This is a genomic window from Pseudomonas sp. microsymbiont 2, assembly GCF_054788395.1.
On sequence record NZ_CM139112.1, the window covers coordinates 1174170 to 1197433 of the forward strand.

At 65.3% G+C, this 23264-nt stretch carries 21 protein-coding genes and 1 pseudogene; 12 read left to right on the top strand and 10 right to left on the bottom strand.

The genetic code is table 11. The features are described 5' to 3' along the window. Positions 1–4 precede the first annotated feature (4 nt). The gene (locus ACYUME_RS05360) at positions 5–238 is read left to right on the top strand and encodes a hypothetical protein (protein ID WP_460418248.1); all 234 of its coding nucleotides are present in this window, start codon (positions 5–7) and stop codon (positions 236–238) included. Here the strand turns inward: ACYUME_RS05360 and ACYUME_RS05365 are convergent. From ACYUME_RS05365 to ACYUME_RS05385, 5 genes and pseudogenes are all read right to left on the bottom strand, one after another. Beyond that, positions 144–1136 (bottom strand): lysylphosphatidylglycerol synthase transmembrane domain-containing protein, encoded by a 993-nt coding sequence (locus tag ACYUME_RS05365; protein ID WP_460418249.1) that lies wholly within the window; start codon positions 1134–1136, stop codon positions 144–146. The genes ACYUME_RS05360 and ACYUME_RS05365 overlap by 95 nt on opposite strands. Continuing rightward, on the bottom strand, positions 1133–1897 hold the full coding sequence (locus tag ACYUME_RS05370) for a DUF2334 domain-containing protein (protein WP_460418250.1): 765 nt from the start codon (positions 1895–1897) through the stop codon (positions 1133–1135). The genes ACYUME_RS05365 and ACYUME_RS05370 overlap by 4 nt, the downstream gene beginning before the upstream one ends. Next, positions 1890–3011, bottom strand: coding sequence for a glycosyltransferase family 4 protein (locus ACYUME_RS05375; RefSeq protein ID WP_460418251.1), 1122 nt, complete (start codon positions 3009–3011; stop codon positions 1890–1892). Before ACYUME_RS05375 ends, ACYUME_RS05370 begins: the two co-directional genes overlap by 8 nt. Before the next feature lie 189 nt (positions 3012–3200). Beyond that, complete coding sequence (locus tag ACYUME_RS05380; RefSeq protein WP_460419291.1) at positions 3201–3965, bottom strand: methyl-accepting chemotaxis protein; 765 nt, start codon at positions 3963–3965, stop codon at positions 3201–3203. 141 nt (positions 3966–4106) lie between these two features. Further along, positions 4107–5075: pseudogene (locus ACYUME_RS05385) on the bottom strand (HAMP domain-containing protein); the annotation flags it as partial. A 175-nt stretch (positions 5076–5250) separates the two neighbouring features. Between ACYUME_RS05385 and ACYUME_RS05390 the strand changes: the two are divergent. Further along, positions 5251–6726 carry a helicase HerA-like domain-containing protein gene (locus tag ACYUME_RS05390; RefSeq protein ID WP_460418252.1) on the top strand — a complete coding sequence of 492 codons (1476 nt, stop codon included), beginning with the start codon at positions 5251–5253 and terminating at the stop codon, positions 6724–6726. 142 nt (positions 6727–6868) lie between these two features. Here ACYUME_RS05390 and ACYUME_RS05395 read toward each other — a convergent pair whose 3' ends face one another. Both ACYUME_RS05395 and ACYUME_RS05400 read right to left on the bottom strand, forming a co-directional pair. Continuing rightward, positions 6869–8341, bottom strand: coding sequence for an inorganic phosphate transporter (locus ACYUME_RS05395; protein ID WP_279881421.1), 1473 nt, complete (start codon positions 8339–8341; stop codon positions 6869–6871). Positions 8342–8650: 309 nt separating this feature from the next. Next, positions 8651–8851, bottom strand: coding sequence for a hypothetical protein (locus tag ACYUME_RS05400; RefSeq protein WP_279881425.1), 201 nt, complete (start codon positions 8849–8851; stop codon positions 8651–8653). Positions 8852–9412: 561 nt separating this feature from the next. Here ACYUME_RS05400 and pcaR point away from each other — a divergent pair. From pcaR to pcaC, 9 genes are all read left to right on the top strand, one after another. After that, a complete protein-coding gene (gene pcaR, locus ACYUME_RS05405) occupies positions 9413–10282 on the top strand; it encodes a pca regulon transcriptional regulator PcaR (RefSeq protein WP_279881427.1) in 870 nt (289 codons plus the stop codon). Between the two features lie 438 nt (positions 10283–10720). After that, a complete protein-coding gene (locus tag ACYUME_RS05410; protein WP_460418253.1) occupies positions 10721–12067 on the top strand; it encodes an aromatic acid/H+ symport family MFS transporter in 1347 nt (448 codons plus the stop codon). Positions 12068–12235: 168 nt separating this feature from the next. Then, entirely contained in the window at positions 12236–13096 is an 861-nt protein-coding gene (locus tag ACYUME_RS05415; protein WP_460418254.1) for a CoA transferase subunit A, read from the top strand. Then, complete coding sequence (locus ACYUME_RS05420) at positions 13093–13872, top strand: CoA-transferase subunit beta (protein WP_460418255.1); 780 nt, start codon at positions 13093–13095, stop codon at positions 13870–13872. Before ACYUME_RS05415 ends, ACYUME_RS05420 begins: the two co-directional genes overlap by 4 nt. Next, positions 13869–15074 carry a 3-oxoadipyl-CoA thiolase gene (gene pcaF / locus ACYUME_RS05425; protein ID WP_460419293.1) on the top strand — a complete coding sequence of 402 codons (1206 nt, stop codon included), beginning with the start codon at positions 13869–13871 and terminating at the stop codon, positions 15072–15074. Before ACYUME_RS05420 ends, pcaF begins: the two co-directional genes overlap by 4 nt. Positions 15075–15260: 186 nt before the next feature. Next, on the top strand, positions 15261–16550 hold the full coding sequence (locus ACYUME_RS05430) for an MFS family transporter (protein WP_279881437.1): 1290 nt from the start codon (positions 15261–15263) through the stop codon (positions 16548–16550). A 9-nt stretch (positions 16551–16559) separates the two neighbouring features. Further along, positions 16560–17912 carry a 3-carboxy-cis,cis-muconate cycloisomerase gene (locus tag ACYUME_RS05435; RefSeq protein ID WP_460418256.1) on the top strand — a complete coding sequence of 451 codons (1353 nt, stop codon included), beginning with the start codon at positions 16560–16562 and terminating at the stop codon, positions 17910–17912. A gap of 12 nt (positions 17913–17924) precedes the next feature. Further along, positions 17925–18716, top strand: coding sequence for a 3-oxoadipate enol-lactonase (pcaD, locus tag ACYUME_RS05440; RefSeq protein WP_460418257.1), 792 nt, complete (start codon positions 17925–17927; stop codon positions 18714–18716). Between the two features lie 10 nt (positions 18717–18726). Next, complete coding sequence (pcaC, locus tag ACYUME_RS05445) at positions 18727–19128, top strand: 4-carboxymuconolactone decarboxylase (RefSeq protein ID WP_186713129.1); 402 nt, start codon at positions 18727–18729, stop codon at positions 19126–19128. Between the two features lie 196 nt (positions 19129–19324). Here the strand turns inward: pcaC and ACYUME_RS05450 are convergent, their stop codons facing one another. Beyond that, positions 19325–19849 carry an Mpo1 family 2-hydroxy fatty acid dioxygenase gene (locus tag ACYUME_RS05450; RefSeq protein ID WP_279881446.1) on the bottom strand — a complete coding sequence of 175 codons (525 nt, stop codon included), beginning with the start codon at positions 19847–19849 and terminating at the stop codon, positions 19325–19327. 92 nt (positions 19850–19941) lie between these two features. Here ACYUME_RS05450 and ACYUME_RS05455 point away from each other — a divergent pair, with 92 nt between their 5' ends. Continuing rightward, positions 19942–20628 carry a Crp/Fnr family transcriptional regulator gene (locus ACYUME_RS05455; RefSeq protein ID WP_279881475.1) on the top strand — a complete coding sequence of 229 codons (687 nt, stop codon included), beginning with the start codon at positions 19942–19944 and terminating at the stop codon, positions 20626–20628. Here the strand turns inward: ACYUME_RS05455 and ACYUME_RS05460 are convergent. Together ACYUME_RS05460 and ACYUME_RS05465 are read right to left on the bottom strand one after the other, a co-directional pair. Beyond that, the gene (locus ACYUME_RS05460; protein ID WP_460418258.1) at positions 20528–21511 is read right to left on the bottom strand and encodes a LysR family transcriptional regulator; all 984 of its coding nucleotides are present in this window, start codon (positions 21509–21511) and stop codon (positions 20528–20530) included. The two genes, ACYUME_RS05455 and ACYUME_RS05460, sit on opposite strands and share 101 nt — an antisense overlap. A 147-nt stretch (positions 21512–21658) precedes the next feature. Then, positions 21659–22912 (bottom strand): OprD family porin, encoded by a 1254-nt coding sequence (locus ACYUME_RS05465; protein ID WP_460418259.1) that lies wholly within the window; start codon positions 22910–22912, stop codon positions 21659–21661. Positions 22913–23264 lie beyond the last annotated feature (352 nt).

Below are 23264 nucleotides of genomic sequence, written 5' to 3' on the forward strand. Positions count from 1 at the left end.
GTGCATGGCGGATCCACGTGACAAGGCCGGCGCCTCGGCGCCGCCGACCTTGGGCGAGGGTTGCCTGGCCCGTTTCGATCCCGATGCGTTGAGCGACGACGACGGCACCGAATTTCCCGGTGCCGCCGAGCTCTGGCAGCGCTTCAATGCGTCTGGCGACGCCGGCGCGCCAGCAGCGGACCTGCCATCAGGCATAGAAACACCGGCCCGCCAGCAAGCAGATAGAAGTAGAACGTGACCGCACGCCAGATCAGGATCGCCGCGGCTGCCGTCGACGATCCCACCAGTGGCGCCAACAAGGTCGCCGAGGTCACCTCCGCGGCTCCCGCGCCACCCGGCAACAGGCTGAACTGTCCGGCGCTGAGCGAGAGCATCTGCACCAGGAAGCTCGGTATCCACGCCAGTTCCACCCCCAGCCCTCTCAACACCAGGAACAGCACGCTGTAGCGCAGGCCCCAGTGCGCGCAGGTGAGGGCGAACACCAGCGCCAGGGTAGGCTTGGGCAGGCGCCAGGTGTCGGCCAGGGCATGGAGGAAGCGCAGCAGCTTGCGCGCCCAGTGCCGTCGACGCGCGGGGGCCATGCCCAGTCGCCGTAGCAGGCGTCCGTTGCCGCGCATCACCGCGCGCCGGGCGCGTAGCAGCCCGACGATCCCTCCCAGTGCCGCGCACAGCAGCAGGGCACTGCCCAGCAGCATGCTTTGCTGGTTGTGCCCAAGGCTGTGGAACAGGGCGTAGGCGGCGATCGCCAGCATCGCGCAGAAGAAGAACACCAGATCGTTCAGCTGATCCATGGCGAATACCGCACCGCTGCGCGAGGCGGCGATGTGCTCGCGCCTCAGCAGTGCCATCAAGGTCAGTGGGCCGCCGCTGCCTGCGGGCGTACTGCAGATGGCGAACTCGGTGGCCATGACCACGCCCAGGCTGCGTACCCGGCCCAGTCGCGCGCCCTGTTCGCCGAGCAACAGACGCAGGCGTGCGGCATTGAGGGTCCAGCACAGCAGGATCATCCCCAGAAGCGGCAGCATCAGGTCGGGGGCGAAGGTGCGCAGGCGCGGCAGCAGCTGACCGCCGCCGAGCAGGGCCGGGACCAGCAGTGCCGGCAGCAGCGCCAGGGCCAGCCAGCCCAGGCGCTTCATGGGGGCAGCTGGCGATCCAGCCAGGCGGACTTGGTCAGCGGTTCGCGACCCTGTGCCAGCAGGGTGTGCAAGGTGTCGAGCCAGTAGTTGCGTGCGCTGGCATGGCGCATGTCCACCGGGTGCAGCCCCAGGCGCAGGGTGTCGGCCTCGTGCCAGCGTCGATATTGCAACTCGCTGACGACTCTCGACAAACCGCGGCGCCAGGCGCTGCGTGCGCTCCACACCAGGCCGGGGGCGGCGACGGCAGTGAAGTCCGGCAGGCGATACAGGTGCTGGGGCGTGCTGGTGTAGCGCAGCGGCAGTTGGCGAAGCGCCTGGCGCGTGCCGTCGCTCATCAGCCAGGCTGGGGCGACGAAGCCCGCCACTGGCCAGCCTTGCTGCGCGAACAGCGCCAGCCCGGCCTCCAGCCGTTGCCGCGCGCTGGCCTGGTCGAGCCCGTAGAACTCGCCTTCGTGGGTATACAGGCGGCGCATGAAGTATTCGGCCGGCCCGCGAGGTGTCGGGCCGTCGTCAGCATGGTAGTAGCCGTGCAGGGCCAGCTCGTCGCCGCGGGCCAGGCGCCGTTCGAGCAGGCGGCAGAAGGTCGGGGAGCGCAGTAGCGCGTTGCGGTGATGGAAGTCCGGCACCACCAGCCAGGTCATGGGGACACCGCCCAGGGCGTCGATGGCCTGCACGAAGGGCTGGTAATCCGGCCAGGTTTCCGGCGCGACATCGTGCAGCACCAGCATCAGGCTGCGTGGGCCGCGATGCGGGTCAGCCATGGGCGCGCGCCTGGGGCTGGTGACCGAGCACCGCCTGGTAATGCACGAGCAGACCGCTGACCACGGTATCCCAGCTGTAGAGTCGCTCGACATGGCGACGGGCCTGGACGCCGAGCGAACGTACGCCGGTCTCGAACACTTCGCGAACCGCTGCGGCCATGGCTGGGCTGTCATTGGCTCGGCACAGGCGACCGCATTGTTCGCCGACGATTTCGCCGAAGGCCCCGGCGCGCACCGCCACTACGGGCGTGGCGCTGGCCATGGCTTCGAGAATGACCAGGCCGAAGGTTTCCTGATCACCGGCATGCACCAGCAGGTCGGCGCTGGCGAGCAGGCGGGCGACCTCCTGGGGTGGGCAGAAATGATCGATCACGCTGACGTTGTCCGGCACATTGGCCGGCATGTTGGACCCCACCAGCAGCAGGTGATAGTGGCGGCCCAGGATGCGCATGCAGTCGAGCAGCACCGGCAGGTTCTTCTCGCGCGAGCCGCGCCCGGCGAAGACCAGCAGACGGCTGGTGTCGGCGATGCCCAGTTGCGCGCGCAGGCCGGGGTCGCGGCGTTCGGGGTGGAACAGTCCCAGGTCGACGCCCAGGCGCTGTACGTGGACATTCGCGACACCGAGCCTGCGCAGCTTGTCGGCCATCGCCTGGCTGGGCGCCAGGACCCGGTCGAAATGGCCGTACAGTTTGCTGACGTAAGCCTCGACATTAGGGGTGAACCAGTTGCCCATGCGGTTGCTCACCAGCAGTGGCAGGTCGGAGTGGTAGAAACCGATCACCGGGACGTCGAGTTTGCGCCGTGCCTCCAGCGCGGCCCAGGCGGTGAGGTAGGGGTCGCCCACCTCGATCAGGTCGGGCCGCAGCCCCCGCAGCACGTTGCACCAGGGCGCCAGGCGCACTGGGAAGCGGTAGCCGTTGCCGAATGGCAGGGGTGGGGCGGGAACGTGGTAGACGCCATCGGTATGGCTGGCGCTGGCGCCGGGAATCAGCAGGCTGTGGCGAACGCCGGGCATGGCGTCGAGGCGGCGGTGTTTGGCATCAAGATAGGTTCGCACGCCGCCGCTGGCCGGGGCGTAGAACATGGTGATGTCGGCGATGTGCACGATCAGCATCCCTCCGGGATCGTCCTCGGGTGTGCCATCGGCGGAGAATGAGCCGCCGATGACGCGCCTGAGGGTTGACCTACCTGAAGGATAGTTTGTTCGATCGGGTTGTGGAGCGAGGTGCGGTGCGAGCCATCGCGGGGCAAGCCCGCTCCCACGCCGTTCGTGGGAGCGGGCTTGCCCCGCGATGGCATCAGGTCAGATACGGAAGCTGCCGACCAGCTGCTTGAGGCGTCCGGCCTGCTGCTCGAGGTCCGAGCAGGCACGCAGGGTGGCCTGCAGGTTCTCGACGCCTTCCTGGTTGAGCATGTTGATCTCGTTGATGTCCATGTTGATCGAGTCGACCACGGCGGTCTGCTCTTCGGTGGCGGTGGCCACCGACTGGTTCATGCCATCGATCTCGCCGATGCGCTGGGTGACGCTGCCCAGGCGCTCGCCCGCCTGGTTGGCGATCTCCCGGCTGTCCTGGCTGTGGCGCTGGCTCTGGCCCATGGTCTCGACCGATTCGCGGGCACCGACCTGCAATTCCTCGATCATGGTCTGCACCTGTTGCGCCGATTCCTGGGTGCGGTGCGCCAGGTTGCGCACTTCGTCGGCAACCACGGCGAAACCACGTCCGGCCTCACCGGCGCGGGCAGCCTCGATGGCGGCGTTGAGCGCCAGCAGGTTGGTCTGCTGGGAGATGCTGGTGATCACCTCGAGGATCTGGCCGATGTTGACAGTCTTGTTGTTGAGGGTCTCGATGTGCGCGCTGGAATCGACGATCAGGTCCGACAGGCGATTCATCGCGTCGATGTTGCGCTGCACCACCTGCTGACCTTCTTCGGCCAGCAGGCGGGCGGAGCTGGCATGCTGCGAAGCCTGGGCAGCGTTGCCGGCGATTTCCTGGGCGGCGGCGCCGAGCTGGTTGATGGCCGCGGCGACGCTGTTGGTGCGATTGGACTGCTCGTCGGAGTTGCTCATCGACGAATTCGAGGCACTGATCACCCGCAGCGCCACCTCGTTGACCTGCTCGGTGGCCGAAGACACCTCGCGGATCGAACCGTGGATGCGCTCGACGAAGCGGTTGAAGGCGGTGCCAAGGATGCCGAACTCGTCGTGGTTGTGGATCTGCAGACGGCGGGTCAGGTCACCTTCGCCCTCGGCGATGTTCTCCATGGCGCGGGTCATGGTGTGCAGCGGTTGCAGCAACACGCGAATCAGCAGGCCGAGCAGGGCGATGATGATCACCACCGCCACCAGCGTGGCGATCACCGCCGAGGTGCGGAAGGTGCTGAGCATCGAGAAGGCCTTGTCCTTGTCCACCGACAGGCCGATGTACCAGTTGGCCGAGGGCAGCCCCTTGACCGGGGTGAAGGTGACCAGGCGGGTCTGGCCGTCGAGCTCGACTTCGGTCAGCTCGCGGGTCAGTTTCGGTGTGTTCTGTGGGAACAGGTCCGACAGGGACTTCATCACCAGGTTCTTGTCTGGATGCACCAGGACCTTGCCCTGGTCGTTGACCAGGAAGGCGTAGCCCATGCCGCCGAAGTTCAGCGAGTTGATGATGTCCACCAGGCCGTCGAGGGCCAGGTCGCCGCCGACCACGCCCACCGAGCGCGAGGCGGTGCTGATGATCGAGATGACCATCTTGTTGGTGGCCATGTCGATGTAGGGCTCGGTGAGGATCGGCCCGCTGGCGTTCAGCCCGTCCTTGTACCAAGGCCGTACGCGGGGGTCGTAGCCATCGGGCATCTTGGTGTCCGGACGCACGGTGAAGGTGCCGTCGGGCTGGCCCAGATAGATGGTGAGGAAGCTCGAGGTCAGGGCGTTCTGGCCGAGCAGGGTGCCGGTGTTCTGTGGGTACTGGGCCAGGTTCTGGGCGACGTTCTCGACCAGCTTGATCCGCCCTTCGAACAGGTTGCGGATATTGGTGGAGGTGGAGTCACCCATCTCGGCCAGATAGTTTTCCAGGTCCGCGCGAATGGCATTACGCTGGAGGTAGTCGTTGTAGAGGGTGAACAGACTGAAGGCGAGGATCACGATCAGTGATGCCGCCAGTAGAATCTTGTGGCTGAAACGAAGGCTTTTATTCATAACGTGATCGTGTCCGCTAAGGTTTTTATCGGGTCGTTCGCACAAAGCACGGCGGGAAAACAGTGCAACAATTCCCGTGGGTCCTTTTCGGGGTGTTCCTGTCTTTCTTTCTGGGAAGAATCATTTTGAAATATCGGCCGTTCAGTGGCAGAACTTGAGCAGGGGACAAAGCAATATGTCGGATTCCTTACGAATGGTCATAGGCGCAGGTCCGGATGGCCAGCCGGTATCCCAGGCCATGCGCCTGGCCAATCGCCATGGGTTGGTGGCAGGTGCCACTGGTACGGGCAAGACCGTCACCTTGCAGCATCTGGCCGAGCTGTTCAGCGATGCCGGCGTGGCGGTGTTCGCCGCTGACGTGAAGGGTGACCTGTGCGGCCTTGGCGCTGCCGGCGCGCCCCAGGGCAAGGTGGCCGAACGCATCGCCGGTATGCCCTGGCTGAACCACAGGCCGCAGGCCTATCCGGTGAGCTTGTGGGATATCGCCGGGCAGTCGGGGCATCCGCTGCGTACCACCTTGAGTGAAATGGGCCCGCTGTTGCTGGGCAACCTGCTCGAACTCACCGACAGCCAGCAGGCGGCCTTGTATGCCGCCTTCAAGGTGGCTGACCGGGACGGCCTGCTGCTGCTCGATCTCAAAGACCTCAAGGCGCTGCTCGCGCATCTGAAGGACAACCCGCAGTTGCTCGGCGAGGACAGCGCGCTGATGACCAGCGCCTCGACCCAGGCCCTGCTGCGCCGCCTGGCGACGCTGGAGCAACAGGGGGCCGAGGCACTGTTCGGCGAGCCGGCGCTGCAACTGGAGGACCTGCTGCGCCCGGACAGCGATGGGCGTGGGCGCATCCACCTGCTGGACGCCAGTCGCCTGGTGCACGACGCGCCCAAGGTCTATGCGACCTTCCTGTTGTGGCTGCTGGCCGAGCTGTTCGAGCAGTTGCCCGAGCGCGGCGATGCCGACAAGCCCGTGCTGGCGCTGTTCTTCGATGAAGCGCACCTGCTGTTCAATGGCACGCCCAAGGCGTTGCAGGATCGCCTGGAACAGGTGGTGCGGCTGATCCGCTCCAAGGGCGTGGGGGTTTACTTCGTGACCCAGTCGCCGGGCGACCTGCCCGACGCGGTGCTGGCGCAGCTGGGGCTGCGGATCCAGCACGGACTGCGGGCGTTCACCGCCAAGGAGCAGAAGTCGTTGCGCGCGGTGGCCGATGGCTTCCGCCCGAACCCGGCGTTCGACAGCCTGGCCGTGCTGACTGAACTGGGCATTGGCGAGGCATTGGTTGGCACGCTGGAGGAGAAGGGCACACCGGCCATGGTCCAGCGGGTGCTGATCGCACCGCCACAGTCGCGGATCGGTCCGTTGACGGCGAGCGAACGTGCCGCGCTGATCACGGCTTCCCCGCTGGCGGGTCGCTACGACAAGCCGATCGATCGCGAGTCGGCCTATGAGCTGCTGACCCAGCGCAAGGGCGAGCCGGTCGAGCCCGTACCCCAGGCCAAGGCCGATGACGACAGCTTCGCCGACAAGGCTGGGGAGTTCCTGCAGAGCGCGGCGGGGCAGGCGATCAAGTCGGCGGTGCGCCAGGCGGCCAATCAGCTTGGGCGGCAATTGGTGCGCGGGTTGATGGGCTCGTTGCTGGGCGGCAAGAAGCGCTAGGTCTTTCGCGGGTAAACCCGCTCCTACAGGCCCTTGAGCCTGGCTCCTGGCCTGTGGGAGCGGGTTTACCCGCGAAAGGGTCGGTACAGGCAGACACGAAAAAGGCGCCCGAAGGCGCCTTTTTCAATCCCGCGAAAGGGGATCAGCCAATGGCCTTGGACGCCAACCAGAACAGGCCGGCCGCCAGGCTCATCGAGGCTGGCAGGGTGAGTACCCAGGCCAGCAGGATGGTCTTCACGGTACCGCCTTGCAGGCCGCTCTTGTTGGCGACCATGGTGCCGGCCACGCCCGAGGACAGGACATGGGTGGTGGACACGGGCAGGCTGAACACGTTGGCCATGCCGATCGCGCACGCCGCGGTGATCTGCGCCGACATGCCCTGGGCGTAGGTCATGCCTTGCTTGCCGATCTTCTCGCCAACGGTCAGCACCACGCGTTTCCAGCCGACCATGGTGCCCAGGCCCAGGGCCAGGGCAACGGCGACGATCACCCAGAACGGGGCGTACTCGGTGGTGGCGGTCAGGTCCTTGCGCAGCTTCTCCAGGTCGGCCTTTTCACGGGCCTCCAGGCCTGGCAGCTTGCCGACCTTCTTCGCCGTGTCGTCCAGGCACAGCAGGTAGCGGCGGACTTCGACGCGCTTCTCGGCGCTCAGCGCGCGGTAGTCGGTCACGCCGGCGAGCGAGGACTGCAGCGCGGCGATGGTCGGCTCGGTCTGCTGCGGGTTGCAACTGAACTGCTCGGGCAGGTCGCTCGCCTGGGCCTTGCCCAGCGCCAGGAACTCGCCGAGGGTCGCGGCGTTGCGCTGGTAGAACTGGCTCAGGTGCAGGGTGGCGTCACGGGTACGCTCGATCTGGTAGGTGGTGCTGTTCAGGTCGAGCACGAACTTGGCCGGGACGATACCGATCAGCACCAGCATGATCAGGCCGATGCCTTTCTGGCCATCGTTGGAACCGTGCACGAAGCTCACGCCCATGGCCGAGATCACCAGCACCAGGCGGTTCCAGAACGGCGGGTGCTTCTTGTCGTCGAGCTTGCGACGCTGATCCGGGGTCTTGTGCATCTTCGACAGCGGGCGCCACCATTTCAGGCCGATCAGCACCAGGGCCGCCACGGCGAAGCCGGCCATCGGCGAGAGCACCAGCGACATGGCGATGTCGATCGCCTTCTGCCAGTTGACGCCGTCACCCAGCGGAATGTCGCTGAGCAGGGCATTGGCCAGGCCCACGCCCAGGATAGAGCCGATCAGGGTGTGCGAGCTGGAGGCCGGGATGCCGAAGTACCAGGTGCCCAGGTTCCAGGTGATGGCCGCGGCCAGCAACGAGAAGACCATGGCCAGGCCGTGTCCGGTGTTCACATTGATCAGCAGTTCCACCGGCAACAGGTGGACGATGGCATAGGCCACCCCGACACCGCCGAGCAGCACTCCGAGGAAATTGAACACACCGGAGAAGAACACGGCCAGGTGCGGCGGCATGGCTTTGGTATAGATGACGGTGGCTACCGCGTTGGCGGTGTCATGAAAGCCATTGATGAACTCGAATGCGAGCACGAAGGTCAGAGCGAGCGTCAGGCTCACGACAACCCAGGCATCCAGTCCGCTGAATAAATCGATCATGAAGGTTTTCTGGCGGTCTTAGGGGGGGCGGATTATGCCAGAAAACCATGGCAATCGATGCACCTGCCGCAGACCGATGGCAGCCCAGCATCTGCCAGCCCGGCGCCGATGGCAGCGTGAAAACAGAGAAAAGTCATCGCAAAATGTCGTTAATTTTCTTGAAAAACAACGATTTGTGCGAGTTCTCAATGCTCGGTCACGATTCAAACGCTCGTATGAAATTTGTGTGATTCCATTTCATCCGTAGCAATTTGACCAGGGCTCCGTCGGTTCCAGGCAGCGACGAGCGAGCGGCGGGACCGATTCGACTCAGGTCTCGTCGGCGCGCAGGTCCTTCTCCATCTTCTCCAGTTCCTGGGCAAACGCCTGGTCGAGGAGGCTGGCGCGCTTACGCCAGGGTTTGCGTTCGGGTTCGGGTTGAGCGGCGTAGGTGGTGACTTCACCACCGTAAACATCCTTGTAACGTTCAGCCTGGCGCTCAAGTTCTGCGCGCAGTTCTTCTTTCGTCACAGTAATACCTGATTGGCGTTAAGTTGAGCGCGGGCTTTGCAAGACACATCATGTGTGTGGATATCCGCGCGGATATATCGTCGCGATGAATTGACCTGCAAGTGTCCACGGTCGTTCGAAACCGCACCGGCAAGCCGCGGCCCATGCCATGAGTGGGCAGGCCATGAGGCGACGAAGGTGTAATGATTGGATCCGCTATACATCTCATGCATCCAACGGGTCGAAGTATAGCAATCGGCAACTGGAAGGCTATGGTTCTTTACCGAAGATTGATCAAGACCGTGAAGTTGAGATGAGCGTAGATATCGCTTGGTCCGACGAGTAGATGAGAAGTTCAAGTTTCCCGTGTGAAGGTTCACTGTTAGCTGTCGGAAATGAAAACGGCCTCGCTGGTGGGCGAGGCCGTTGCCTGGGACTTCTACGGTGGGTACCTGACCAGTCTCTCCAAAGAAGCCACATGTGGCAGGGGAAAGGTATAAGTAAAAGTGTCAGCGGTCAATTGCGATTATCGGTCGTTCGTTCGATAATCGCACAAAGCGACCGATTTTTTGAGGCATGCCCATGAGCGAAGAAAACCGTGGCCCGCAAGTGACCGAGCCGACGCGCAACACCAGCCCCGCGTTGGCGCCGCCGATCGTGGCGTCGGCGGCCAAACGCATCCAGGCGTTCACCGGCGACCCGGACTTCATGACTTCGCTGGCCCGTGGCCTGGCGGTGATCCAGGCGTTTCAGGAGCGCAAGCGGCACCTGACCATCGCCCAGATCAGCCACCGCACGGAAATCCCACGGGCCGCGGTGCGTCGCTGCCTGCATACCCTGATGAAGCTGGGCTACGCGACCACCGACGGGCGCACCTACTCGCTGCTGCCCAAGGTCCTGACCTTGGGCCATGCCTATCTGTCGTCCACACCGTTGGCGGTATCGGCCCAGCCGTACCTGGATCGCATCAGTGACCAGCTCCACGAGGCGGCCAACATGGCCACGCTGGAGGGCGACGACATTCTTTATATAGCGCGCTCGGCCACGGTCGAGCGGCTGATCTCGGTCGACCTGTCGGTCGGTGGGCGGTTACCGGCCTACTGCACCTCCATGGGACGCATCCTGCTGGCGGCGCTGGATGACGCCAGCCTGCACGAATACCTGGACCGCGCGGACCTCAAGGCGCGTACCAGCCGCACCCTGCATGACTCGGAATCGCTTTTCGCCTGTATCCAGCAGGTGCGCGAGCAGGGCTGGTGCGTGGTCGATCAGGAGCTGGAGCAGGGGCTGCGTTCGATCGCCGTGCCGATCTATGACGCCTCCGGGCAGGTGCTGGCGGCGTTGAACGTGAGTACCCATGTCGGTCGGGTCAGCCGTGGGGAGTTGGAGCAGCGCTTTCTGCCGATCCTGCTGGCGGCCAGCAGGGACCTGTGCCATCAGCTGTTTGGCTGAGCTATGCGGGTGTCACTCATCCCTGTGCGCAATGCTGTGGGAGCAACTGTCTTGTGCTGCCTGGCACCGGCTTCGCCGGTGTTCGCGGCTAAACCCGCCCCACAGGGGGCGCGCCAGATCGAGGAATCTGCACAAGACAGTGCTCCCACAGGGGCATGGGCGCTTTGTGTTCGATAAACGCACAGTGTCGTTCCCGACGAATTGCGCCGCTCCCGCCTGCTGATTAATGTCTGTCGCACGAGTCGGCTTCGCCGACCGGACAATAACAACAGGCCCGAGGGCATCCCCATGAATACCTTCCCTTCGCTGTCGCGGCCGCACCCGCGCACGGTGCTGCTGCACTCCGGCTGAGCCAAGGCCGTCGCATTCGCTGTTTCCTGTTCCTGCGTATCCCTGATGCGCGGTAGCCTGCCTGTGCCCAACTCCCGGATAACAACAATGAACAATCCGCAATCCGCTGTCGGCAACTGCCTCGATGTCCAGTCCTTGATCAATGACCAGCCCCTGTCCCGTTACCAGTGGCGGGTGGTGATCCTGTGCTTCCTGATCGTCTTTCTCGATGGGCTGGATACCGCCGCCATGGGCTTTATCGCCCCGGCACTGTCCCAGGAATGGGGCATCGACCGCGCCAGCCTTGGCCCGGTGATGAGCGCCGCGCTGATCGGCATGGTGTTCGGCGCGTTGGGCTCCGGGCCGTTGGCGGACCGCTTCGGGCGCAAGGGGGTACTGGTCGGCGCGGTACTGGTGTTCGGTGGCTTCAGCCTGGCCTCGGCTTACGCGACCAATGTCGATGAACTGCTGGTCCTGCGTTTCCTTACCGGCCTGGGCCTGGGCGCTGGCATGCCCAATGCCACCACGCTGTTGTCCGAGTACACACCGGAACGTCTCAAATCGTTGCTGGTGACCAGCATGTTCTGTGGTTTCAACCTCGGCATGGCCGGTGGTGGTTTCATCTCGGCCAAGCTGATTCCCGCTTATGGCTGGCACAGCCTGCTGGTGATCGGTGGCGTGCTGCCGTTGCTGCTGGCGCTGGTGCTGCTGGTCTGGCTGCCGGAGTCGGCGCGGTTCCTGGTGGTGCGCAATCGCGGCACCGAGAAGGTACGCAAGACCCTGGCGCCGATCGCGCCGGCGCTGGTGGCCCAGGCATCGAGCTTCAGCGTGCCGGAGCAGAAAGCCGTGGCAGCGCGCAACGTGTTCGCGGTGATCTTCTCGGGTACTTATGGCCTGGGCACCGTGCTGTTGTGGCTGACCTACTTCATGGGCCTGGTGATCGTCTACCTGCTGACCAGCTGGCTGCCGACGTTGATGCGTGACAGTGGCGCGAGCATGGAGCAGGCCGCCTTCATCGGCGCGCTGTTCCAGTTCGGCGGGGTACTCAGCGCGGTGGCCGTGGGCTGGGCCATGGACCGCTTCAACCCGCACAAGGTGATCGGCATCTTCTACCTGCTGGCGGGTGTGTTCGCCTACGCGGTAGGGCAGAGCCTGGGCAACATCACCTTGCTGGCCACGCTGGTGCTGGTCGCCGGCATGTGCGTCAACGGCGCGCAATCGGCCATGCCGTCGCTGGCGGCGCGCTTCTACCCGACCCAGGGGCGCGCCACCGGGGTGTCGTGGATGCTCGGGATCGGTCGCTTCGGTGCGATTCTCGGTGCCTGGAGCGGGGCGACGCTGCTCGGGCTGGGGTGGAACTTCGAACAGGTGCTGACCGCGCTGCTGGTGCCGGCGGCGCTGGCCACCGTCGGCGTGGTGGTGAAGGGGCTGGTGAGCCACGCCGACGCGACTTGAGGCGATAGGGGCGCATATAAATAGCAGAGCAACAAATGGTTCGATAATCGCACAAAAGTGCGATTATCGGATTGTAACCACCCTGACAGTCTCCGTAATCTGGGCCCATCGCAGCGACGCAATGGCCCGCTGCTCACTGACTCGACTCGACCTGACCAGGAGTCTCCAATGGCAGCAATCCTCTCGCTTCACGAGGCCGTGAAGCAGTTCATCCAGGATGGCGACAGCGTCGCCCTCGAAGGTTTCACTCACCTGATCCCCACCGCCGCAGGCCACGAGATCATCCGCCAGGGCAAGCGTGACCTGACCCTGGTACGCATGACCCCGGACCTGATCTATGACCAACTGATCGGTGCCGGCTGCGCGCGCAAGCTGATCTTCTCCTGGGGCGGCAACCCGGGCGTGGGTTCGCTGCACCGTCTGCGTGACGCGGTGGAGAAGCAGTGGCCGCACGCCATCGAGATCGAGGAGCACAGCCATGCCGACCTGGCCAATGCCTATGTCGCCGGCGCTTCCGGACTGCCCTTCGCGGTGCTGCGCGCCTACGCCGGCTCCGACCTGCCCAAGGTCAACCCGCTGATCAAGAGCGTCACCTGCCCGTTCACCGGTGAAGTGCTTGCCGCCGTGCCGTCAGTGCGCCCGGACGTAACCGTGATCCACGCGCAGAAGGCCGATCGCAAGGGCAACGTGCTGCTGTGGGGCATCCTCGGTGTGCAGAAGGAAGCGGCCCTGGCGGCCAAGCGTTGCATCGTCACCGTCGAGGAAATCGTCGATGACCTTCAGGCACCGATGAATGCCTGTGTGCTGCCGACCTGGGCGCTCAGCGCGGTGTGCCTGGTGCCCGGTGGTGCCCACCCGTCCTACGCCCATGGCTACTACGAGCGCGACAATCGCTTCTACCAGGCCTGGGACCCGATCGCCCGCAGCCGTGAATCGTTCACCGCCTGGATCGACACCTACATTCGCGGCACCCAGGATTTCACCGACTACCAGGCCAAGCTGGCCAGCACCGCGGAGGCCGCGCAATGAGCTACTCCACTTCCGAAATGATGACCGTCGCCGCGGCCCGTCGTCTGCGCAACGGCGCTGTGTGCTTCGTTGGCATCGGCCTGCCGTCGAAGGCCGCCAACCTGGCGCGCCTGACCTCGTCGCCCGATGTCGTGCTGATCTACGAGTCCGGCCCGATCGGTGCCAAGCCCAGCGTGCTGCCGCTGTCGATCGGTGATGGCGAGCTGGCCGAGACCGCCGACACCGTGGTGCCGACCGGCGAGATCTTCCGCTACTGGCTGCAGGGTGGGCGCATCGACGTCGGCTTCCTTGGCGCCGCCCAGGTCGACCGCTTTGGCAACATCAACACCACCGTGGTCGGTGACTACCACGCACCGAAGACTCGCTTGCCGGGCGCCGGCGGCGCGCCGGAAATCGCCGGTTCCGCCAAGCAGGTGCTGATCATTCTCAAGCAGTCGCCGCGCGCTTTCGTCGACAAGCTCGATTTCATCACCTCGGTCGGTCATGGCGAAGGCGGCGATTCACGCAAGCGCCTAGGCCTGCCGGGTGAGGGGCCGGTCGGGATCATCACTGACCTGTGCATCATGGAACCGGAGGCCGGCACCCACGAATTCGTGGTCACCTCGATCCATCCGGGCGTCACCCGCGAGCAGATCATCGCCGCCACCGGCTGGGCGATCCGCTTCGCCGACGACGTACAGGAAACCGCCGCGCCGAGCGAGGTGGAGCTGTCCGCCCTGCGCGACCTCGAGGCGCGCACCGCCGCCGCCCATGGCCAGTCGGCAGGAGAAGCCTGATGCGTGACGTATTCATTTGCGACGCCATTCGCACCCCCATCGGCCGCTTCGGCGGCGCCCTGGCCGGCGTGCGCGCCGACGACCTGGCGGCAGTGCCGCTCAAGGCGCTGGTCGAGCGCAATCCGCAGGTGCAGTGGGAGTTGCTCGACGAAGTGTTCCTCGGCTGCGCCAACCAGGCCGGCGAGGACAACCGCAATGTGGCGCGCATGGCGCTGCTGCTGGCCGGCTTGCCGCAAACCATTCCCGGCGTGACCCTCAACCGTCTGTGCGCCTCGGGCATGGACGCCATCGGCAGCGCTTTTCGCGCCATCGCCAGTGGCGAGATGGAGCTGGCCATCGCCGGTGGCGTCGAGTCGATGTCCCGCGCGCCGTTCGTGATGGGCAAGGCCGAGAGCGGTTACTCGCGCAGCATGAAGCTGGAGGACACCACCATCGGCTGGCGCTTCGTCAACCCGCTGATGAAGGCGCAGTACGGCGTGGACGCGATGCCTGAGACCGCCGACAACGTCGCCGACGATTATCGGGTATCGCGCGCCGACCAGGACGCCTTCGCCCTGCGCAGCCAGCAGAAGGCCGCCGCCGCGCAGGCGGCCGGTTACTTCGCCGAAGAGATCGTGCCGGTGCGCATCGCCCACAAGAAGGGCGAGACCGTGGTCGAGCAGGATGAGCACCTGCGTCCGGAAACCACGCTGGAGGCGCTGAGCAGGCTGAAACCGGTCAATGGCCCGGACAAGACGGTTACCGCAGGCAATGCTTCGGGCGTCAACGATGGCGCCGCCGCACTGATCCTGGCCTCGGCCGAGGCGGTGAAGAAACATGGCCTGACCCCACGGGCCCGGGTGCTGGGCATGGCCAGCGCGGGTGTGGCGCCCCGGGTGATGGGCATCGGCCCGGTGCCGGCGGTGCGCAAGCTGACCGAGCGGTTGGGTGTGGCGGTGGCGGATTTCGACGTCATCGAGCTCAACGAGGCGTTTGCCAGTCAGGGGCTGGCGGTGCTGCGCGAGCTGGGCGTGGCGGACGATGCGCCGCAGGTGAACCCCAATGGCGGCGCCATCGCCCTGGGGCATCCGCTGGGCATGAGCGGCGCGCGGCTGGTGCTGACGGCGTTGCATCAGCTGGAGAAGGGCGGTGGACGTAGAGGCCTGGCGACGATGTGCGTGGGGGTTGGTCAAGGGTTGGCGCTGGCCATCGAGCGGGTCTGACCTGTACCGGCCTCTTCGCGGGTAAACCCGCTCCCACAGGGCATCACGTACCTCCTGTGGGAGCGGGTTTACCCGCGAAGAGGCCGGACCTGTAAGACACAAGGCTAATGGTCAATGCTGTGGCGGAACAAGATTGTTACTGGGTATGTCTAGACTTTGCAGTGACCTCCCAGGAGTAAAAACACCATGACTTCCAGCTATTACACCGGTGAAGAGCGCAGCAAGCGGATCTTCGCCATCGTCGGCGCATCGTCGGGCAACCTGGTGGAATGGTTCGACTTCTATGTCTATGCCTTCTGCGCGATCTATTTCGCCCCGGCGTTCTTCCCTTCCGACGACCCCACGGTCCAGCTGCTCAACACCGCCGGGGTATTCGCCGCGGGCTTCCTGATGCGCCCCATCGGCGGCTGGATCTTCGGCCGCCTGGCCGACCGCCATGGGCGCAAGAACTCGCTGATGATCTCGGTGCTGATGATGTGTGGTGGCTCGCTGATCATCGCCTGCCTGCCGACCTATGCCAGCATCGGTGCCTGGGCGCCGGCGTTGCTGCTGCTGGCGCGGCTGATCCAGGGCCTGTCGGTGGGCGGCGAGTACGGCACCACCGCGACCTACATGAGCGAAGTGGCGCTGCGCGGCCAGCGTGGCTTCTTCGCCTCGTTCCAGTACGTCACCCTGATCGGCGGCCAGTTGCTGGCGGTGCTGGTGGTGGTGATCCTCCAGCAACTGCTCAGCGAGGAGGAGCTGCGGGCCTATGGCTGGCGCATTCCGTTCGTGGTCGGGGCCATCGCCGCGCTGATCTCGCTGATGCTGCGCCGCTCGCTGAAGGAGACCAGCAGCGCCGAGACTCGCCAGGACAAGGACGCCGGCACCATCAGTGGACTGTTTCGCAACCATGCAGCCGCCTTCGTCACCGTGCTGGGCTACACCGCCGGTGGTTCGCTTATCTTCTACACCTTCACCACCTACATGCAGAAGTACCTGGTCAATACCGCGGGCATGAACGCCAAGAGCGCCAGTTTCGTGATGACCGGCGCGCTGTTCCTGTTCATGATCCTGCAGCCGGTGTTCGGCATGCTCTCCGACCGTATCGGCCGGCGTAACTCGATGCTGCTGTTCGGCGCCCTGGGCACGCTTTTCACCGTGCCGCTGCTGATGGCGCTGAAGACCGTGAGCAGCCCGTTCATGGCGTTCGTGCTGGTGAGCCTGGCGCTGTGCATCGTCAGCTTCTACACCTCCATTAGTGGCCTGGTGAAGGCCGAAATGTTCCCGCCGCAGGTCCGTGCGCTGGGCGTGGGGCTGGCCTATGCGGTGGCCAACGCGGTGTTCGGCGGCTCGGCCGAGTACGTGGCGCTGGGCTTGAAAACCTTAGGGATGGAGAACACCTTCTACTGGTACGTGACCGCGATGATGGCGGTGGCCTTCCTGTTCAGCCTGCGCCTGCCCAAGCAGGCGGCCTACCTGCACCATGATCATTAAGGACGTTGCATGAGCAACCAGCTGTTCGATGCCTACTTCACCGCGCCGGCCATGCGCGAGATCTTCTCCGACCGTGGCCGCCTGCAGGGCATGCTCGATTTCGAGGCCGCCCTGGCCCGCGCCGAGGCGGGTGCCGGGCTGGTGCCGCACACGGCGGTGAGCGCCATCGAGGCGGCCTGCAAGGCCGAGCGCTACGATGTGCGAGCCCTGGCCGAAGCGATCGCCATCGCCGGCAACTCGGCGATTCCGCTGGTCAAGGCCCTAGGCAAGGTAGTCGCCAGCGGCGTGCCTGAGGCCGAACGTTACGTGCACCTGGGCGCCACCAGCCAGGATGCGATGGACAGCGGCCTGGTGCTGCAACTGCGTGACGCCCTGGCGCTGATCGACGGCGATCTCGGCAAGCTGGCCGACACCCTGGCACGCCAGGCGCTGCAGCATGCCGACACGCCGCTGGTGGGGCGCACCTGGCTGCAGCATGCGACGCCGGTGACGCTGGGGATGAAGCTGGCCGGTGTGCTCGGCGCCCTGACCCGTCATCGGCAGCGGCTCAAGGAGCTGCGCCCGCGCCTGCTGGTGCTGCAGTTCGGCGGCGCTTCGGGCAGCCTGGCGGCGCTGGGCAGCAAGGCCTTGCCGGTGGCCGAGGCCCTGGCCGGGCAGTTGAAACTGTCCTTGCCCGAACAGCCGTGGCATACCCAGCGTGACCGCCTGGTGGAGTTCGCCTCGGTACTGGGCCTGGTCGCCGGCAGCCTGGGCAAGTTCGGGCGGGATGTCAGCCTGCTGATGCAGACCGAGGCGGGCGAGCTGTTCGAGCCCGGCGCGCCGGGCAAGGGCGGATCCTCGACCATGCCGCACAAGCGCAACCCGGTGGGCGCGGCGGTGCTGATCGGAGCCGCCACCCGCGTACCGGGTCTGCTATCGACACTGTTCGCCGCGATGCCCCAGGAGCACGAGCGCAGCCTCGGCCTGTGGCACGCCGAATGGGAAACCCTGCCGGAAATCTGCTGCCTGGTCTCCGGCGCCCTGCGCCAGGCGCAGCTGATCGCCGAGGGCATGGAGGTGGACGCCGCCCGCATGCGCCGCAACCTGGACCTGACCCAGGGCCTGGTGTTGGCCGAGGCGGTCAGTATCGTGCTCGCCCAGCGCCTGGGGCGCGAGCGTGCCCATCACCTGCTGGAGCAATGTTGCCAGCGCGCCGTGGCCGAGGGGCGCCACCTGCGTGCCGTGCTCGGCGACGAACCGCAGGTCAGCGCCGAACTGTCCGCTGACGAACTCGACCGTCTGCTCGATCCTGCTCACTACCTCGGCCAGGCCCGCGTCTGGGTGGCACGCGCCGTGGCCGAACATCAACGATTCACTGCCTGAAAGGAGACTGCTGTGGCGCACCTGCAACTGGCCGATGGCGTACTGCATTACCAACTCGATGGCCCGGACGATGCGCCGGTGCTGGTGCTGTCCAACTCGCTGGGCACCGATCTGCACATGTGGGATGCGCAGATCCCGGCATGGGCCGAACATTTCCGTGTGCTGCGCTACGACACTCGGGGGCATGGCGGTTCGCTGGTCTCCGAGGGTCCCTACAGCATCGAGCAACTGGGTGGCGACGTGCTGGCCCTGCTCGATGCCCTGGATATCGAGAAGGCCCACTTCATCGGCCTGTCCATGGGTGGCCTGATCGGTCAGTGGCTGGGCATCAACGCGGGAAACCGCCTGCTCAGCCTGACCCTGTGCAACACTGCCGCGAAGATCGCCAACGACGAGGTGTGGAACACCCGCATTGGCACCGTGCTCGCGGGCGGTCGGCAGGCCATGGCCGATCTGCGTGATGCTTCCATCGCTCGCTGGTTCACCCCGGCGTTCGCCGCCGCCGAACCGGAGCGGACCCTGCGCATCTGCCAGATGCTGGCGCAGACCTCGCCCGAGGGCTATGCGGCCAATTGCGCCGCCGTGCGCGACGCTGATTTCCGTGACCAGCTCAATCATATCCAGGTGCCGACCCTGATTGTCGCCGGCACCGCCGATGCGGTGACCACCCCTGAACACGGTCGCTTCATGCAGGCCGGCATCCTCGGCGCCGAGTACGTCGAGTTTGCGGCGGCGCACCTGTCCAATGTCGAGATCGGCGCGCCGTTCAGCCGCCGTGTGCTCGACTTCCTGTCGAGCCGCTGAGGAGTACACCGTGGACGAGAAACAACGCTACGAGGCGGGCATGCAGGTGCGCCGCGCGGTACTGGGCGATGCGCATGTCGACCGCAGCCTGGAGAAGCTCAACGATTTCAATGGCGAGTTCCAGGAGATGATCACCCGGCATGCCTGGGGCGATATCTGGACGCGTCCGGGGTTGCCGCGGCATACCCGCAGCCTGATCACCATCGCCATGTTGATCGGCATGAACCGCAATGAAGAGCTCAAGCTGCACCTGCGCGCCGCCGCCAATAATGGCGTGACGCGCGAAGAGATCAAGGAGGTGATCATGCAAAGCGCGATCTACTGCGGGATCCCGGCGGCCAATGCCACTTTCCACTTGGCCGAGTCGGTGTGGGATGAGCTGGGGGTGGAGTCGCGCACTCAGGTGACTTGAGAGATTGCCGGGGCTGCTGCGCAGCCCATCGCGACACAAGGCCGCTCCTACAGGGACCGTGCTAAGCCTGAGCTTCACTCCAAACCTGCAGGCGTCAGCTCCACAAAGAAGACAGTTGCTCCCACAGGGTTTGCACAGGCCTGTGGGAGCGGCCTTGTGTCGCGATGGGGCGCGCAGCGGCCCTAGAATCTCTCGGTCAGATCGCCGCTTTCTTCTGGCGGATCGCCACCGGCCCGGCATTGGCCTCCACGGCTTTTTTCAGCTCAGGGCACAGCCCGGCCATGAACGCCAGCTCCGCCACCACGAACAGCGGCCCGATGATCAGCCCGCTCAGGTCATCGACGAACGCCGGCTTGCGCCCCTCATACCAGTGGCCGACGAACTGGATGATCCAGCCCACCACGAACGCTCCCAACCCGGCACTCAGCCACACCCCGGTGCTCTGTACGGCCAGCGCCTGCCCGGCCCACAGGCACAGCCCCAGCAGCAGGCCCATGACCAAACCAAAGCGCAGGTCCAGGCGCAGGTAGAACCACACCGACCAGCCCGCCAGCAACAGCGCTGGCGACAGCCAGACACCGGCCAGGTCCCATCCGGGGCGCGATAGCAGGATGGTCACCGCCAGCACGATCAGCGGAATGCCGATGAAGTGGGTGGCGATGTTGCGTGGATCACGGTGGTAGGCCGCGTATTGACTCAGGTGCTCGACGAGGTTTTTCATTGTTGTTCCTCCATCAGGGGTGAGCGCAGCTTGCCCCTGTTCAGTCACCGTCGTCTGTCGCCTGGCCGACAGAGTTCGTTTTGCGAGGCACCATGCACGACCCGCGTACCCAGCTGTTGCATGGCCAGTGGTTCCGGCAATTGCCCGCTACCGTTCAGGATAGCTTGCTGGCCCTGGGCCGTCCGCGTGAGCTGGCAGCGGGGCAGTGCCTGTTCCAGCGCGGCGATGCGCCCTGTGGCCTGTATGCGGTGCTCGAGGGCGCGATGCGGGTCGGCGCGGTCAGCAGCGAGGGCAAGGAGGCGCTGTTGACGCTGGTCGAGTCGCCTCACTGGTTTGGCGAGATCAGCCTGTTCGACGGCCAGCCGCGCACCCATGACGCCTATGCCGAAGGGGCGACACGTCTGTTGTGGATCCCCCAGGCGCCGCTGATCGAATGGCTGGCACGCGAGCCCGTGCATTGGCGCGACCTGGCCCTGTTGATGAGCCAAAAACTGCGTTGGGTGTTCGTCGCCCTGGAACAGCAGAGCCTGCTGGCCGCCGCGCCGCGGGTGGCGCAGCGCTTGTTGCAGATGGCCGAAGGCTACGGTGAGCGCGATGTCGCCCAGTGGCGGCTGCAGGTGTCCCAGGAACAGCTGGCGCTGATGCTGTCGCTGTCACGCCAGACCATCAACCAGATCCTCAGGAGCCTCGAGCAGTCCGGCGTGGTACGCCTGGGCTATGGCGAGGTGGAGATTGTCGATGCCCCGCGTCTGCGGGCGATGGGGCAGCATCCAGGCTGAGCAGGGTATCGATCATCGCCCGCGCCGCGGGTGACAGGCGATAGCCGCTGCGGCTGACGACCCCGCAGCGCACGCTGAGCACTTCCAGGGCCGGTGGCAGGTTGCGCCAGTGCAGGCGTACCAGGTGGCCGGCGACGAGGTCTTCGCTCACCGCTTCCTCGCTGGCCGTGCCGATGGCATCGCTGGCCAGCACCACGCTGCGCAGCACCGCCAGGTGCTCGGTCTGCAGGTGCGGGGTGAAGTCGCTGCGCCCGCTGAGGTTGGCCAGGCGCTTGCGCACCCCAGGGGCGAGCAGGGCGCTGGCCAGCGGATAGGCGAACAGGTCGTTGGTCGACAGGCTGTCCTTGGCCAGCAACGGGTGCCCAGGACGGCAGAAGAACAGGCCCGGGCGCGGGGTCAGCGCTTCGGTGTGGAAGTTCGGGTCGGCCTCGAAGGGGCGTATGTCATCGACGAAGAACTCGATCTGCTCGCGCCGCAGGGCTTGGCCCAGGCGCTCGGCGTTGTCCACCAGCAAGGAGGTGCGAATGCCTGGATGAGCCGCGATGAAGTGCTGCAGCGCGTCGGGCACCAGGCGCACGGCCAGCGCCGGGCCGCTGCCGAAATGCAGCTCGCCGGCATCGAGTTTGGTCATCTGCAGCACTTCGTTGTTCAACTGGGCGGCGCCCTGCACCAGGCGGCGGGCGTGTTGCAGCACCACCTGGCCCTCGGGCGTGGGCGGCAGTGCCTTGCTGGCGCGATCGACCAGGGCGCAGCCGAAGGTCTGCTCCAGATTCTGGATGGCGCGGCTGAAGGCGGGTTGGGTGATGCCCATGGCCTCGGCGGCGCGGACGAAACTGCGGTATTCGGTGAGGGCGATGAAATAGCGCAGTTGGCGGAGGTCCATGCTCGGGCTCTGGTGCGGGGATCAGGGCTCGGTTTTAGCGGGTTGTCATATATAACGTCAAAGAATGTTATTTGATTTGAATATTCCTTTTTGTTCTCTTTGCTGCCGACCTCTTCGCGGGCTTGCCCGCGAAGAGGTCGGAACTGGCTACAGCAGATTCAGCGGATAGCTGACGATCAACCGGTTCTCGTCGAACGCGTTGCTGCTGAAATCCCGGCGCATGGTGGAGTTGCGCCATTTCACCGACAAGTCCCTGAACGTCCCCGACTGCACCACATAGGCCAGCTCCGTTTCTCGCGCCCACTCCTTGCCATCGTCCACCGCACTGGTGTGCACGTTGTCGCCCTTGATATAGCGGTTCATCAGGGTCAGCCCGGGAATGCCCACGGTGACGAAGTTGAAGTCATGGCGCAGCTGCCAGGAGCGTTCCTTGGCATTGTCGAAGCTGGCGTTGTAGCTGTCGTTGGCCAGGGTGCCGCCGCTGGTGCCGTTGACCCGCATCCAGGCATCGTCGCCGCTGACCTTCTGCAGGCCGATGTAGAAGGTATGGCCCTGGTAGCGCGCCGAGAGCATGGCCGAGGCCGTGCGGTTGTCCAGGTCGCCGGCGCGGGCGCTGCCATCCTCCTTGCCCAGGAAGTAGCCAAGGTTGGCGCCCAAGGTCCAGTCGCCCAGCGGTTGGCTGTGCACCAGGTTCAGGTATTGCTGACGATAGATGTCCTTCAGCCGGGCATCCCACAGACCGACCATGGTGCGCTTGTCGTTGAACGTGTATTCGCCGCCGGCGAAGTTGAAGCGGTCGGAGGTGATGCCTGCGCGGCCCTGCATGAACATGTCTTCCATGCTCGCATCGTTGCGCGGGCTGTTGCCGCGGAACTGGCCGGCATAGACGGTCAGGCCGTCGATTTCCCGCGAGGTGACCTGGCCGCCGCGGAAGGTCTGCGGCAGCGAACGACCGTCGTCCGAGCGCAGGATCGGCAGCACCGGCATCCACTCGCCGACCTTGAGCTCGGTCTGCGACAGGCGTGCCTTGAACGCCACGCCAAGGCGGCCGAAGTCATCGGCCGGGCGGCCGTCATCATGCACCGGCAGCAGGTGGGTGCCGGCCGTGCCCTTGCCGCCGTCCAGCTTGACCGAGTACAGCCCCAGTATGTCCACGCCGAAGCCAACGGTGCCCTGGGTGAAACCGGAGCGGGCGTCGAGGATGAAGTTCTGCGTCCATTCCTCGGCCTTGCCCTGGGGGTTGGCCGGGTCGACGAAGTTGCGGTTGATGTAGAAGTTGCGCAGGTTGAGGCTGGCCTTGGCATCCTCCAGGAATCCGCCATCGGCGGCCAGGACGGGCAGGGCGCAGGACAGGGCCAACAGGCCCGGCAGCAGCTGGCGTGCGGGTTGCAAAGTGCTCATCTGTCGTGGATCTCTTGTTTTTATTGGGCGAGCCGGTGCGCTGCGAGTGCGGGCCGCAGGGCCGGGCGTCTTTGAGAGAGAACTTGTGCAACGTTGCGTGGGCGATGGTGCGGGGGAGGGTGGGGGCGAGGCAATTCGTGGAACGCGGAATAGGGCGATTATCGAACGATATGTCTGATCGTGCTGAGGGTGTAGGAGCGGCCTTGTGTCGCGAAAGGGCCGCAAAGCGGCCCCCGCGATCTTTGCATCAATGCTGAAATCCTGGGGCTGCTGCGCAGCCCTTTCGCGACACGAGGCCGCTCCTACAGGGACGGAGTACGGCATCCAACAAAAAGCCCACCGCAAGGGTGGG

Coding starts and splice junctions, on each gene's coding strand:
- ACYUME_RS05360 (WP_460418248.1), top strand. CDS start 5: ATGGCGGATCCACGTGACAAGGCCGGCGCCTCGGCGCCGCCGACCTTG.
- ACYUME_RS05365 (WP_460418249.1), bottom strand. CDS start 1,136: ATGAAGCGCCTGGGCTGGCTGGCCCTGGCGCTGCTGCCGGCACTGCTG.
- ACYUME_RS05370 (WP_460418250.1), bottom strand. CDS start 1,897: ATGGCTGACCCGCATCGCGGCCCACGCAGCCTGATGCTGGTGCTGCAC.
- ACYUME_RS05375 (WP_460418251.1), bottom strand. CDS start 3,011: ATGCTGATCGTGCACATCGCCGACATCACCATGTTCTACGCCCCGGCC.
- ACYUME_RS05380 (WP_460419291.1), bottom strand. CDS start 3,965: ATGAGCAACTCCGACGAGCAGTCCAATCGCACCAACAGCGTCGCCGCG.
- ACYUME_RS05390 (WP_460418252.1), top strand. CDS start 5,251: ATGTCGGATTCCTTACGAATGGTCATAGGCGCAGGTCCGGATGGCCAG.
- ACYUME_RS05395 (WP_279881421.1), bottom strand. CDS start 8,341: ATGATCGATTTATTCAGCGGACTGGATGCCTGGGTTGTCGTGAGCCTG.
- pcaR (WP_279881427.1), top strand. CDS start 9,413: ATGAGCGAAGAAAACCGTGGCCCGCAAGTGACCGAGCCGACGCGCAAC.
- ACYUME_RS05410 (WP_460418253.1), top strand. CDS start 10,721: ATGAACAATCCGCAATCCGCTGTCGGCAACTGCCTCGATGTCCAGTCC.
- ACYUME_RS05415 (WP_460418254.1), top strand. CDS start 12,236: ATGGCAGCAATCCTCTCGCTTCACGAGGCCGTGAAGCAGTTCATCCAG.
- ACYUME_RS05420 (WP_460418255.1), top strand. CDS start 13,093: ATGAGCTACTCCACTTCCGAAATGATGACCGTCGCCGCGGCCCGTCGT.
- ACYUME_RS05430 (WP_279881437.1), top strand. CDS start 15,261: ATGACTTCCAGCTATTACACCGGTGAAGAGCGCAGCAAGCGGATCTTC.
- ACYUME_RS05435 (WP_460418256.1), top strand. CDS start 16,560: ATGAGCAACCAGCTGTTCGATGCCTACTTCACCGCGCCGGCCATGCGC.
- ACYUME_RS05450 (WP_279881446.1), bottom strand. CDS start 19,849: ATGAAAAACCTCGTCGAGCACCTGAGTCAATACGCGGCCTACCACCGT.
- ACYUME_RS05455 (WP_279881475.1), top strand. CDS start 19,942: ATGCACGACCCGCGTACCCAGCTGTTGCATGGCCAGTGGTTCCGGCAA.
- ACYUME_RS05460 (WP_460418258.1), bottom strand. CDS start 21,511: ATGGACCTCCGCCAACTGCGCTATTTCATCGCCCTCACCGAATACCGC.
- ACYUME_RS05465 (WP_460418259.1), bottom strand. CDS start 22,912: ATGAGCACTTTGCAACCCGCACGCCAGCTGCTGCCGGGCCTGTTGGCC.